Below are 12,525 nucleotides of genomic sequence, written 5' to 3' on the forward strand. Positions count from 1 at the left end.
TCCGTTCGTGGTTCCGACAGGTGCCGGCGTCAGTTCGCGGACGCCGCGCCGGCCGACGCCTCGACCTGACTCGGCCCGGACTGTGCCGGCACGCTCGGCGTGGGTCCGTCACCAGGTGCCCGGCGTACGTCGATCACCTGGCCGGTCAGGTCGGAGATCAGCACGTCCAGTGACGACTGGGCAACGGCCTCCGCGGCGAGCAGGGTGTGCTCCGGCTCCTCACCGAACGCCCGCGTCCGCATCGGCGTGGCGGTCCGCTCCGGGTTGATGCAGTTGACGCGGACGCCGACGTCGGCCCACTCGTCGGCGAGCGCCTGGGTGAGGTTGACCAGAGCGGCCTTGGTGGCCGAGTAGAGCGCGTAGCGGGCCCGGCCCCGGGTGTAGGAGCTGGACGTGTAGAGCAGCAGTTGGCCCTTGGTCTGCTGCAGGTAGGGGAGGGCCTGGCGGGCGATGGTCACCGGCCCGACGAAGTTGACCTGCAGCAGCCGATCCATCGTCTCCTCGTCCATCTCGGCGAGGGCGCCCTTTTCCAGGATGCCGGCGGTGACGACCACGTGGTCGATCCGGCCGGTGGCCTCGAAGGCGGTCGTGAGCGCGGCCTCGACGTCCTCGGCCCGCTCCACGTGGGTGCCGGTGCTGGAACGGCTGAACGGGAAGACCTGGGCGCCGTAGCGCCGGGCCAGCTCGGTCAGCTCGTGGCCGATGCCGTAGCTGCCGCCGAACACCACGATGGTGCGGCCGGTCAGCTCCTCGCTGTAGCTGTGGTGGTCGGTCAGCCGGGGCGCCTGTGCCGCGGCGAGCTGGAAGAGCTTGTCCGCCAGGTGCACGTCGACCGGGTGGGTGACCTTGATGTTCTCGTCCGAACCGTCGATCACCTTGATCGGGGTGCCGGGCAGGTAGCGCAGCACCACGCCGCAGTCGTCGGTGGCGGCGAAGTCCGGGTCGTCCTCGGCGATCCGGTACGCCTCGCGGATCGTGGGGGAGCGGAACGCCTGCGGGGTCTGCCCGCGGCGCAGCCGGGAGCGCACCGGGATGTCGGTGATGCAGTCGTTGTCGTCCACCTGGATGATCGTGTCCGCGGACGGGATGGCCACGTCCACGGCGTCGTAGGTCCAGAGCGCGTTGACGCACTCGCGCACGATCCTGCCGCTGAGCAGCGGGCGCACCGCGTCGTGGAAGAGGATGTTGCAGTCTGCCGGGCCGACCGCGTCCAGCGCGATCCGGGTGGTGGCGTTGCGGGTGTCACCGCCCTCGATCACCTTGGTGACCTTGCGCAGGCCGGCCTTCTCGACGATCTGCCGGGCGTCGTCGACGTGGCCGGTCGCCATCAACACGATGATCTCGTCGATCTCCGGCGCTGCCTCGAAGACCGCCAGGGTGTGCTCGATGATCGGCTTGCCGGCGATCTTCAGTAGTTGCTTCGGGATCCCGAGGCCCAGCCGGGTCCCGGTGCCTCCGGCCAGAACCACCGCCACTGTCCGCGAGGGCCGCCACGGCGCTGAGGTGTCCGCTGCGGCGTCCGGGCCAGTGGTCTGGTCCTGCGTCATTGCCGGATCCTCACTCTCAGGAATGCGTTAACGGAAAGTTCCGCCCGAGCGGCGACGGAATGAACCTTAACGCGCGGACCACGCCGCCCCAACGGGGGCGACGTGGTCCGTGGTGCCGTGTCGATGCCGAATGTTCGCGGAACCCCTACTTACTGTTCGCGTACGCCTCGTATGCACCGATGACCTCATCGGTGGGCCCGTCCATTCGCAGAACGCCCGATTCCAGCCAGATCGTTCGTTCGCAGGTGTCCCGGACGGAGGAGAGCTGGTGGCTGACGAGGAACACCGTGCCCGCGCCCTCCCGCAGCTCCCGCACCCGCTGCTCGCTGCGCTTGCGGAAGCCCTTGTCGCCGGTGGCCAACGCCTCGTCGATGAGCAGCACGTCGTGCTTCTTGGCGGCGGCGATGGAGAACCGCAGCCGGGCCGCCATGCCGGAGGAGTACGTCCGCATCGGCAGACTGGCGAAGTCGCCCCGCTCGTTGATCCCGGAGAAGTCGATGATCCCCGCGGCCTGTTTGGCCACCTCATCGGGATGCATGCCCATGGCCAGGCAACCCAGGGTGACGTTGCGCTCGCCGGACAGATCGTTGAGCAGGGCGGCGTTGACGCCCAGCAGCGACGGCTGCCCCTGGGTGTGGATCTCACCCCGGTTGACCGGCAGCAGGCCGGCGATGGCCCGCAGCAGGGTGGACTTGCCGGAGCCGTTGCTGCCGATCAGCCCGATCGCCTCGCCCCGGTACGCGGTGAAGGAGACGCCCTTGACCGCGTGCACCTCCCGGACGTTCGGCGCGTTGGTGCGCTTTACCAGTCGGCGCAGCGCGGCCACCGGCGTGGTGCCACCGGCGGCCCCCTGGTGCACGCGGTAGATGATGTGCGCGTCGTCGACCACCACGGTCGGGATGCGCTCCTTGGTCGAGGTCATTGTCGCGGTCGCCTCGATGTGGGCGTCGAATTGCTCAACCACGGCCGTACTCCTGTTCGCCGCGCCAGAAGTAGATGAAACCGCCGATCCCGGCGACCAGCGCCCACCCGGCGCCGACCAGCCAGAGCTGGGTCAGCGACTCGTTGAGCAGCGGCGCTTCCTCGAGCAGCGTGTACCGCGCAAGCTCGATGTAGACCAGCAGCGGGTTGAACTGCACCAGCGTCGTCGCCCAGCCGGGCAGCCGCTCGAAGAGGCTGACGCTGTAGAGGACGCCGGAGCCGTACATCCAGGTGCGCATGACGAACGGCATCACCTGCTTGAGGTCGCTCGCCTTGGAACCCAGCCGGGCCACCAGCAGCACCACGCCCGCGTTGAAGATCGCCTGAAGGACCAGGGCCGGCACCAGCAGCAACCACTCCAAGGTGATCGGCTCACCGGTGACCAGCACGATGCCGATCAGCACCACCATCGAGGCCAGCAGCTGCTGGAACTGGGTCAACGTCGTGGACAGCGGCAGGCTGGCCCGGGGGAAGTGCAGCGCCCGGATCAGCCCCAGATTGCTGCTGATCGACTGGGTGCCGGCCAGGACCGCGCTCTGCGTGAAGTTGAAGATGAACAGCCCGGTGGTCAGGTAGGCGATGAAGTTCGGCATCTCCTGCTGCGCCAGCACCACCCCGAAGATCAGGTAGTAGACCGCCGCGTTGGTCAGCGGGGTCAGCACCTGCCAGAGCTGGCCCAGCTTGGCATTGCTGTAAGAGGCGACCAGCTTGGCGTTGGCGTACGCGGCGATGAAGTGCCGGTAGGCCCACAATTGGCGGCTGTACTCGACGAGGGTCGGTCGCTCACCGGCGACTCGTAGCCCGTGCCGAGCGGCCAGCTGCGCCTGGGTCAGGCCCGTGTCAGGGTCGACCAGCGCGGTGGTGGCCATGGATATGGCACTCCGATCTTTCGTGCAGACGGGTGGCTCGCGACGATGGAATCCTAGTGGGAAAAGTGCGCGGGGCGCCGCCTCGTCGCTGCGAGGACAGTAGTCCGAAACACGTCGGGACGCAACCGTATCGTCGTTGCGCTACGCTGGGCTGCGTGACCTGCGAGAAGAGTCCCTGGTGACGACTGAGAAGAGGCGCGCCCCCGCCGGTGCGGCAGTGCTGCGTGGCGAGATCACCACGGCCATCCGGCGTGCGCTGATGCAGGAACTCGCCGCGGTCGGCTACGGCCGGCTCTCCATCGAGGCGGTGGCTCGCCGTGCCGGCGTCAGCAAGACGGCAATCTACCGGCGGTGGGGCTCGAAGCTCGACCTGGTGCTGGAGATCGTCGCCGCGGCGGCGCACGGCAAGCTGCCGGCACTCGATACCGGCACCCTGCGCGGCGACCTGGCGTTGCTGTTCCAGGCGGTGGCGCACGCGCTGCGCCATCCGCTGGCGTCGCAGATCATCCCGGACCTGCTGGCTGAGGCAGCTCGCAACCCCACCATCGACGCGACCCTGCGGCAGGTGCTGCACGCCCGCCAACAGGAGATCGGCGGTCGCCTGGTCACCCGCGCCGTGCAGCGCGGGGAGCTGCCCGCCGACACCGACCTGGACGCGGCGATCGACCTCATCGTGGGCCCGCTCTACTGGCGGCTCGCCATCGCCCGCCTCCCGCTTACCGACAGCTACCTGGACAACCTGGTCGAATCCGTGGCCGCCGGGCTCGGCGCCGACAGCGCCCTGCTCCGCCCTCAGGTCGCCCCGATCTCGGGTTGATCAGGCACCCGACGCTCCGACGCCCGCAGCAGCGGTTCCGCAGTCCAATTCCGCTAGGCTGCCCCCTTGACACCTGGCTGTCACCGCGCCGAAACCCTCATCCGCCTGACGAGTAAGGACGCCCGTGGCCAACGTCGACAGCATCGCCGTAGCGCCCGCCGATTCGGATCCGTGGCGGTCCGAGCCGGCACAGCGGCCCACCAGCCGCCGCACCGGGGTGTCCGGGGTACGCGCGTTGGTGGCCGTCCTCCCCGCGGTGCTCACCGATGGTGCTGTGATCGCGTTCGCGCTCTTCACCGTGCTCTACCACGTGGCCTTTCTGGGGGATCTGCGTCCGTCGGTGACCTTCAAGATCTGGCTGGTCGCCTGTGCGGTGCTCGCGGTCGTGGCCCTGCTGCGCGCCCGCCGCCGGTCCGCCGGCACGCCGGCCGCCAGCGAGGAGGCGGCACCGGCCGAGGGTGAGCGGGTAGCACCGACGGGCCCGCAGCCCACCGTCGACCGCCGCTTCCTGATCGGGGTGCTGGTCGCTGCCGCCGTCGCCGCCATCACCGCCGGTGTGGCAGCCGGGACCGATGCCAGCCTCCCTTGGTGGATCCCGGCGGTGAGCGGTCTGCTCGCGGCGATCGGTGGCATCCGGCTGGTGCGCCAGCTCTGGCTCAGCGGCCCGGTGCCCACCCCGGCCGCTCCGGCGCCCACCGCGGGGCAGTCGGCGTACGCGCTAGCCGTCTCGGTGCTCGTCGGCATCTCCTCGCTCTTCATGGCGCGCAACACCCCGGACGACGTCTACTACGTCGGCAAGTCGGTCTGGATCGCCGAGCGGGACCTGGTCCCCCTCAACGACTTCCTGTTCTCCGAGAACGTGCTTCCGGCGATGGGTTCGCAGCCGCCGATCCCGTCGATCGAGGTTTTCGACGGCGCGTTCGCCAACGTCGTCGGCATCCACGCCAGCTCGGCCCTCTGGTACGTGCTGCTGCCGATCATGGCGGTGCTCGCGGTGCTGGCGCTCTGGCGGTTGACGCACCGGTGGGCCCCGCGCCGCCCGCTGCTCGCCTTCACCGTGGCAATCGCGTACCTGTACCTCGTTGCCGGCAGTGACGCCGCACTGGGCACGTTCCACCTCCTGCGGCTCCACGAGGGCAAGGGCGTGTTCGTCTCGGCGGTCATCCCGCTGATGTGGCTCTACCTGACCGAGTGGTTCGACACCCGGTCGCGGCGCAGCCTGTTCCTCATCGTGGCGCTCTCGATCACCGCGATCGGTCTCACCAACACTGCGGCGATCATCCTGCCGATGCTGGTCGGCGCCGCAGGCTTCGCCATGCTGCTGGTCGGCCGGTGGAAGGCCGCCATCGTGGCTGCCGTCGCCGCCCTCGCGTACCCGATCGGCTCGCTGGTGGTCTCCCGCCTCGTGCTCGGCGGGATGACCGCGGCCGGCGCGGACGACGACTTCTACAACGCTGCCTACACCTACCAGCGGACCCTGCTGTTCGGTGTGGTCGGGGTGATCAGCGGCCTGGCGCTGTGGTGCGGTCCACTACTTGCCCGTCGGCGTACGCCTGCGCTGCTCGCCGCCGGTGCCACCCTGGCGTTGAGCGTGATGTTCGTGCCCGGTGTGCTGGAGGTGATGAGCGCGTTGAGCGGCATCTCGGTGGTGCTCTGGCGCGTGCCGTGGCTGCTCGCCCTACCGACGCTCATCGGTCTGCTCTGTACCGTCCGCGTGCCGGCACCGACACCGGCGCTGCGCCGCGCGGCAGCCGGCGGGATCGCGGTGCTGCTGGTCGCCTCGTTCGCGCTGTTCGCCACGCCGATGTGGTCGGCAAAGAGTTGGGTTGACGTGTACGACCACCCCACCTGGAAGCTTCCGCAGCAGCGTCAGGCGATCGCGTTCTGGATCAAGGGGCTGGACCGCCCGCAGGGCATGCTGCTCGCCCCGAAGACGATCATGCGGACCTCGCCGATCGTCACCAGTGAGGTCCGAGTCGTCCTGCCCCGTGACTTCTACCTCGTCGAGTACGACCTCAACTCCCAGTTCGGCAAGGACCGGCTGCTCCTCGCCGGTTTCGCCGACGGTGCCACCGCCCCGGCGCCGGCCGAGCTGGCGCCAGCGCTGAACCGCGTGGACGTGGGCACCATCTGCGTCTACAAGGGCAACCAGTACGCCCGCGACACCGCGCCACAGCTCGGCTACCAGGAGTTCGCCACGCGCCCGGCGCCCGGGGCGATGGTCTGCTTCCGGCGGGTCGCCTGAGCGCTCTACCCCGCCAAGCAGCCCGACGCTGCGGCGGTGCCCGGCGCACAGAGTTGCGGAACTTTGACCGAAATGATGCCGGATACCCGAGCGGCACCGAGCTGTCCCTTCGCGTTAAGGTCGCAGTCACGCGCAGTTGGCCGCGGGGGACCGCTGCGGGACGGGGAGTGACGTCGGTCCATCACGGGCGCAGCCCGCAACGAATCTCGTAGGGAGCGAACTCGTTTGTTCGGCACGTTCTCAGGTCGCATCGGAGTGGCCGCTAGCGCCGCGCTGCTGGTGCTGGCCTACCTGGTCATGCTTGTCGGTGGCGTATTCGGCTGGGTCGGCCTGTTCGCCGTCGCCGGGCTGGCCGCCATCATCGGCGAGTTCGCCGTCGCCCGCTGGTCGCAGCCGTCACACCTGCTGTTGGAGAAGGTGGGCCTGCACTGGTCGTACCGGCAGTTGACCCGCGATCTCGCGGCCGTGTTGCTGGTCGCCGCCGAGGTTCGGCTCAGCGGCGGCGAGCTGACGCTGCTGTTGGTGCTGCCGGCCGCGGTGTGGGTCGTGTCGGTTTTCGCCGGGGCGTTCTCCATCATGATCGAGCGTCGTAACCCGCTCTCCGCCATGGTGCGCAACATCGACCTGGGTCCGCTGCACGCTGTCCCCCAGCCGCCGGCCTGGGCGGCGGCGGTCGCCGGCGACCGGATGCCGCTGCTCAACCTGCTGCTGGTGCCGGCCGCCGTGGCAGCCGCGGTGCAGCACCATCCGACGCCCTTCTTCGTCGCCGCCGCGGTCGGGGTCGCGGCGACCGGTGTGGTGGGCGCCATCCTCGCGCTGACCTGGCTTCGGGGCCGGGGCGCGGGGCAGGGCCCGCTGCTGCCCGCCGTCCAGCGTTGGCTGGACACCTACCGGCCCGAGGTGGCGCTCTACTTCGCCGGCCCGGCCAAGGATGTCTACCAGGCCAACATGTGGCTCGCCCCGACCGAGGCGCTCCAGCAGCGCGCGGTGGTGCTGCTGCGTAGCCGGGATGCGTTCCTGGAGTTGGCCGACACCCGGCTGCCGGTGATCTGCGTACCGACCGGGGTCGACTTCATGAACCTCGAACTCAGCGGCATCCGTGCGGCGCTCTACGCGGCGAATGTCGGCGCGAACATCCACATGCTCCGCGAGCCGACCACCAAGCACGTCTTCGTCGGGCACGGCGACAGCGACAAGCAGGCAAGCGTCAACCCGTACAGCAAGGTGTACGACGAGGTCTGGGTCGCCGGCCTGGCCGGCCGGGAGCGCTACGCCCGGGCCGGTGTGGGGGTGCTCGACTCGGACATCGTCGAGATCGGTCGGCCGCAGCTCGCCGGGGTGCACACCTTCGGCGCCGAGTCGGTGGACCGGCCGTTCACGGTGCTCTACGCCCCCACCTGGGAGGGCTGGCTCGACGACGACCCGTACCACACCTCACTGGTGCTGATGGGTGAGCGGATCGTCAAGGGGATGCTCGCCGCGAGTCCCCGAGTGCGTCTGATCTACAAGCCGCACCCGCTCACCGGGTCACGGTCCAAGGCGGCCAGGGCAGTGCACGAACGGGTCGTCGCCGCCATCCGCGCCGCTGACGGCAACCCGAATGCGTCCTCTTTGGACGGCACCGCACACCTGGTCGTCACCGGCCGTACGCCAGCGCTGTTCGACTGCTTCAACCAGACGGACCTGCTGATCAGCGACGTGTCCAGTGTGGTCTCCGACTTCGTGCAGAGCCAACGTCCGTACGTGGTGGCCAACCCGGCCGGCCTGTCCGAGGACGACTTCCGCCGTGACTACCCGACGGCTCGGGCCGCGTACCTGCTCTCCAAGGACTGCGGCGAGCTGGAGAAGATCGTGGCGGTGACCCGGGCCGGCGACGACCCGATGACCGAGGCTCGCCGGGAGTTGAAGACCTACCTGCTCGGCCCCGCCGAGGCGAACCCGATGGACCGGTTCCAGGAGGAGATCGACCGCCTCTGCCGCTGAGCCTCGCGAACGGCATCACCAGCTCTGCCGCTGAGCATCGCGAACGGCATCGCGCCCGGCCCGACACCTCTCGGGTCGGGCGCGAACGTGTCAGCCCAGCAGGGCGGCCACCGCGTCGGCGGCCGGAGTGTCCGCCGGCAACGCCTGTGCCGCCGCCACCGCCGCGACCGGCAGCGGGCCGTACACGTGCGGGAAGAGTTGCCCGCCCCGCGACTGCTCCCAGCGCAGCGCGTCGCCCAGCCGCTCCTCCGCCACGCTGAGCAGGGTCAACCCGGTCGCCCCGGCGAAGTGCCGGCGGGCCGTCTCCACCACCTGGTCGCCGCCAGAGAGGTGGATGAACCCGGACTCGTGGTCCACCGGTGTGCCGGCGAAGGCACCGGCGGCGAGGGCGTCGTCCCATTCTGTGGTCGACAGCAGTTTGTAGATCACAGCGGCAGCCTACGGGGGTGCTGCTGGCGCGCTCGCCCGGTTTTCGTCGGTACCGCCGCGCCCGTCGCCCCCCGGCGGGCATGCTCAGGTCAAGGGCCGCGGAGGGATGGGCGATGCAGAGCTACGACGACGACTGGACCGACAGCCAGCGTGCGCTGTACGACGAGTGCTACCGGGCGGGCGGCGAGTGGGCCGAAGACCCGGACACGCCGTCCGATGACGTACAACACGTGATCAACCTGGCCGAGGCGGACGATGACGCCTTCCAGGACGCGGAGATCGACTTTCCGCCCCTGGTCGACGCGGTCACCCAGGCTGGCGGGGTCACCGTCACCAGAGTGCCGGCCAGCCACGAGGACCCGGGTTTCCGCGGCTTCACCGACGGTGTCCGGGATGCCACCGCCGACGACGTCTTCGGCCTGTAACCGGCCCAAGGCGGGTAGGGGTCTCCCGCTTCGCGCACGCTTCTGCCACCATTCGCAGAACGGCTGCGACGGACGGGGGCACGGGTGCGGATCCTGCTGGTGGAGGACGACCGCCGAGTGGCCGCTGCGCTCTGCTCCGCCCTTACCCGTCGTGGGTACGAGGTCGAGCATGCGGCCACCGTCGCCGCCGCGCTCAGCGCCGCCCCGTGCGACCTGGTGCTGCTCGACCTGACCCTGCCCGACGGGGACGGCACAGATCTGTGCCGGGAGCTGCGTCGGCGTAGCACTCAGCTCGGCATCATCGCGGTGACCGCGCGGGGCGAGGAACGTGATCGGGTGCTGGGCCTGCGCCTCGGCGCGGACGACTACGTCGTCAAGCCGTTCTCGATGGTGGAGTTGCAGGCCCGGATCGAGGCGGTGCTGCGCCGGGCCACGAACGCCGCACCCGAGCGGCACCGGATCGAGGCCGGGCCGGTGCACATCGACGTGCCCGCCCGGACGGTGACAGTGGACGGTCGTGCTGTCACGTTGACCCGCAAGGAGTTCGACGTGCTGCTTTCGCTGGCCCGCCAGCCCGGGGTGGCGGTGCCCCGCGACCGCATCCTGCTCGACGCCTGGGGCACCACCTGGGCCGACCGGCACACGGTCGAGGTGCACGTCGGTTCGCTGCGCGGCAAACTTGGCGACGCCCGCCTGGTGGAGACCGTCCGTGGCGTCGGCTACCGGCTGCGTGACGCGTGAGGGGCTGACATGCGTCGGCGACTGGTGTTCATCTACCTACTGCTGATGGTGCTCGTCCTCATCGCGTTGGAGACACCGCTGGCGGCCAGCATTGCCAGCCGCGAAACCGAACAGGTCCGTGCGGATCGGCTCGCCGACGCCACCCGGTTCGCCTCGCTGGCCGGGCCGGCGCTACGCGACGATGGGCCGGGCCCGATCGAGTCGGAGCTGGTCAGCTACGACGACCTGTATGGGCTTGGCGCCGCGGTTGTCGACCGGGATCGGGGCACCCCGGTCGCGACGCCGCGGTGGCAGCCGGGCCCGGTGACCTCGTCGGTCCTTGACATCGCGCTGTCGGGGCAGCAGACCAGCACCCCCGAGTCGATCTGGCCGTGGACGAGCGGCCCGGTGGTGGTGGCGGTGCCGATCAGCGACGGTGGTGAGGTGCTCGGCGCGGTGGTGATCGTGACCCCTGGCGGCCCGATCCGCCAGGTGGTCACCGCGTGGTGGCTGCTGCTCGCCCTCGCCGGTCTGCTCGCCGTGCTGACCTGCGTGCTCACCGCGTTCGGGTTGGCCGGTTGGGTGCTGCGGCCGGTCACCGAGCTGGACGCGGTCACCCACGAGATCGCCGAGGGCGACCGGGGCGCCCGGGTGCATTACCGCCTGGGTCCGCCGGAGCTCCGTCGCCTCGCGGCCAGCTTCAACCACATGGCGGACGTGGTGTCCGACGTGATGGACCGGCAGCGTGCCTTCGTCGCGCACGCCAGCCACCAGTTGCGTAATCCGCTCACCGCGCTACGGCTGCGGGTGGAAGAGCTGGGCCCCAGCCTCACCGACGAGGACGGTCGATCCGAGCACCGGCTGGCGTTGGAGGAGACGGACCGGCTGGCGTTGGTGCTCGACGCGCTGCTCACCCTCGCCCGTGCCGAACGGGAGGAGAACGAGCGGGTCACTGTGGACGCCACAGCGGTGGCCGCGTCCCGGGTGGCCGCGTGGGCGCCGCTGGCCCGGCACCGTTCGGTCGCGCTGCGGCTGGACACGACCGACACCCCGGCGTACGCACAGACGGTGCCGACAGCCGTCGACCAGGCGCTGGACGCGTTGATCGACAACGCGGTGAAGTTCAGTGGGGACGGTGGTGCGGTCACTGTGACAGTGGCCCGCCGGGACAACGGGGTGGCTCTGGAGGTGCGCGACTCCGGCCCGGGCATGACCGAGAGTCAGCTCGGTCAGGCGACCGAACGGTTCTGGCGGGCGCCGGACGCGCAGAACGTCGACGGCGCGGGGCTCGGCCTGACCATCGCCGCCGTGCTGGTGGACGCGTCCGACGGGCGGCTCACCATGCGCCTGGGGGAGCCGCGCGGGCTGATTGCCGCCCTGTGGTTTCCCGCGCCGGAGGTCGACCCCTCGGTGGAGCCCGTGGACGACGAGCGGCCGGCCGACCTCCTGCCCAGCTCGGCGCGGTAACGCCCAGCCGTCAGGGTTTCGCCGCGCGGTACCAGGCGGCGGCCCCGGGGTGCAGCGGCAGCGGCGCGGTCACGATCGCCGAGCGAGGGCTCATCCGCCCCGCCGCCGGATGCGCGAGGGCCAGCTCGGCTCGGCGCTCCATCAGCAGCCGGGTCACGTCCCGGACCAACTGCTCCGGCAGGTCGGCTCGGACGACCAGGTAGTTCGGATCGGCCACTGTGGTCACGGCGTCCACTCCGTACACCGAGCGCGGGATGTCCCGGGAGACGTAGACCTGGCCGTAGCGGGAGCGCAGCGGCTCGGTCCATTCGCTGAGGTCCACGATCCGGGTGGCGCTGCGCCAGGCCAACTCCGTGATGCCCCGCACGGGCAGGCCACCGGAGAAGAAGAACGCGTCGATTGCACCGGAGCGCAGCGCGGACACCGAGGCGTCCAGCCCGAGCCGTAGGCGTTGCACCCCGTCGCCGCCGAGGTTGGCGACCTCCAGCAGCCGAGTCGCGGTGACCTCGGTGCCCGATCCGGCTGCGCCGACGGAGACCCGGCGGCCCCGTAGGTCGGCGATCGTCCGGATCGGACCGCCGCCCGTCGTGACCAGGTGCAGCTGATCGTCGTACACCCGGGCGATGGCCTCGACCGACGGGTTTTCCGCCGTGGTGGTGGGCAGCACGTCGGCCTGGGTGAAGCCCAGCTCTGCTCTACCGGACTCGATCAGTCGGACGTTCTCCGCGGAGGCGGCGGTGATCACCACGCTGGCCCGGACATCGGGCAGTTCCCGGTTGAGGATGGCCGCGAGGGACTGTCCGAACGCGTAGTAGACGGCGGTGGGGCCGCCGGTGGCGATCCGGATCGTCGTCGGCTCGGTCGGGGCGTCCCGGCAGCCGGCGGTGCTCAGGGTCGCGGTCAGCAGCATCGCCAACAGGGCGGCCGTCCCCGGGCGGTGGCGGCCCGGTCGGCTGGACAAGATACGACTCACGCGGTGCACTGTGCGCTGTCGGACCGGCGGGCGCAAGCTCCTGGGCGGTGGTGTGCCGGGTGGGTGCCG

11 protein-coding genes are annotated in these 12,525 nt (G+C 70.4%); 6 read left to right on the forward strand and 5 right to left on the reverse strand.

Features of this window, described 5'->3' with window-relative positions; translation table 11 throughout:
• Positions 1 to 29: 29 nt before the first annotated feature.
• From ACLQ28_RS29300 to ACLQ28_RS29310, 3 genes are all read right to left on the reverse strand, one after another.
• The gene (locus ACLQ28_RS29300) at positions 30 to 1,547 is read right to left on the reverse strand and encodes a D-ribitol-5-phosphate cytidylyltransferase (protein WP_425689487.1); all 1,518 of its coding nucleotides are present in this window, start codon (positions 1,545 to 1,547) and stop codon (positions 30 to 32) included.
• A gap of 145 nt (positions 1,548 to 1,692) precedes the next feature.
• Positions 1,693 to 2,469 (reverse strand): ABC transporter ATP-binding protein, encoded by a 777-nt coding sequence (locus ACLQ28_RS29305; protein WP_425689546.1) that lies wholly within the window; start codon positions 2,467 to 2,469, stop codon positions 1,693 to 1,695.
• 34 nt (positions 2,470 to 2,503) lie between these two features.
• Positions 2,504 to 3,397: an ABC transporter permease gene (locus ACLQ28_RS29310; RefSeq protein ID WP_425689488.1), complete on the reverse strand. Its 894-nt coding sequence runs from the start codon at positions 3,395 to 3,397 to the stop codon at positions 2,504 to 2,506.
• Between the two features lie 217 nt (positions 3,398 to 3,614).
• On the opposite strand from ACLQ28_RS29310, the gene ACLQ28_RS29315 reads away from it, so the two are divergent.
• From ACLQ28_RS29315 to ACLQ28_RS29325, 3 genes are all read left to right on the forward strand, one after another.
• Complete coding sequence (locus ACLQ28_RS29315; protein WP_425689547.1) at positions 3,615 to 4,214, forward strand: TetR/AcrR family transcriptional regulator; 600 nt, start codon at positions 3,615 to 3,617, stop codon at positions 4,212 to 4,214.
• 124 nt (positions 4,215 to 4,338) lie between these two features.
• Positions 4,339 to 6,459 (forward strand): DUF6077 domain-containing protein, encoded by a 2,121-nt coding sequence (locus tag ACLQ28_RS29320; RefSeq protein WP_425689489.1) that lies wholly within the window; start codon positions 4,339 to 4,341, stop codon positions 6,457 to 6,459.
• A 225-nt stretch (positions 6,460 to 6,684) separates the two neighbouring features.
• Positions 6,685 to 8,442 (forward strand): CDP-glycerol glycerophosphotransferase family protein, encoded by a 1,758-nt coding sequence (locus ACLQ28_RS29325; RefSeq protein WP_425689490.1) that lies wholly within the window; start codon positions 6,685 to 6,687, stop codon positions 8,440 to 8,442.
• 90 nt (positions 8,443 to 8,532) lie between these two features.
• On the opposite strand, the gene ACLQ28_RS29330 is transcribed toward ACLQ28_RS29325, so the two are convergent.
• Positions 8,533 to 8,871 carry a DUF952 domain-containing protein gene (locus ACLQ28_RS29330; protein WP_425689491.1) on the reverse strand — a complete coding sequence of 113 codons (339 nt, stop codon included), beginning with the start codon at positions 8,869 to 8,871 and terminating at the stop codon, positions 8,533 to 8,535.
• 113 nt (positions 8,872 to 8,984) lie between these two features.
• Here ACLQ28_RS29330 and ACLQ28_RS29335 point away from each other — a divergent pair, with 113 nt between their 5' ends.
• The 3 genes from ACLQ28_RS29335 (at position 8,985) to ACLQ28_RS29345 (ending at position 11,483) form a co-directional block, all read left to right on the forward strand.
• Positions 8,985 to 9,296, forward strand: a complete 312-nt coding sequence (locus ACLQ28_RS29335) for a hypothetical protein (RefSeq protein WP_425689492.1) — start codon at positions 8,985 to 8,987, stop codon at positions 9,294 to 9,296.
• Between the two features lie 84 nt (positions 9,297 to 9,380).
• Positions 9,381 to 10,037 carry a response regulator transcription factor gene (locus tag ACLQ28_RS29340; protein ID WP_425689493.1) on the forward strand — a complete coding sequence of 219 codons (657 nt, stop codon included), beginning with the start codon at positions 9,381 to 9,383 and terminating at the stop codon, positions 10,035 to 10,037.
• Positions 10,038 to 10,046: 9 nt separating this feature from the next.
• Positions 10,047 to 11,483, forward strand: a complete 1,437-nt coding sequence (locus tag ACLQ28_RS29345; protein ID WP_425689494.1) for a sensor histidine kinase — start codon at positions 10,047 to 10,049, stop codon at positions 11,481 to 11,483.
• A gap of 10 nt (positions 11,484 to 11,493) precedes the next feature.
• On the opposite strand, the gene ACLQ28_RS29350 is transcribed toward ACLQ28_RS29345, so the two are convergent.
• Entirely contained in the window at positions 11,494 to 12,465 is a 972-nt protein-coding gene (locus tag ACLQ28_RS29350) for a TAXI family TRAP transporter solute-binding subunit (protein ID WP_425689495.1), read from the reverse strand.
• Positions 12,466 to 12,525 lie beyond the last annotated feature (60 nt).

The sequence above is a fragment of the Micromonospora sp. DT201 genome (genome assembly GCF_049841575.1).
Taxonomy (GTDB): Bacteria; Actinomycetota; Actinomycetes; order Mycobacteriales; family Micromonosporaceae; genus Micromonospora.

What these genes read in the sequence shown, in the direction of transcription:
- ACLQ28_RS29300 (WP_425689487.1), bottom strand. Translation starts at nt 1,547, where the DNA reads ATGACGCAGGACCAGACCACTGGCCCGGACGCCGCAGCGGACACCTCA.
- ACLQ28_RS29305 (WP_425689546.1), bottom strand. Translation starts at nt 2,469, where the DNA reads ATGACCTCGACCAAGGAGCGCATCCCGACCGTGGTGGTCGACGACGCG.
- ACLQ28_RS29310 (WP_425689488.1), bottom strand. Translation starts at nt 3,397, where the DNA reads ATGGCCACCACCGCGCTGGTCGACCCTGACACGGGCCTGACCCAGGCG.
- ACLQ28_RS29335 (WP_425689492.1), top strand. Translation starts at nt 8,985, where the DNA reads ATGCAGAGCTACGACGACGACTGGACCGACAGCCAGCGTGCGCTGTAC.
- ACLQ28_RS29345 (WP_425689494.1), top strand. Translation starts at nt 10,047, where the DNA reads ATGCGTCGGCGACTGGTGTTCATCTACCTACTGCTGATGGTGCTCGTC.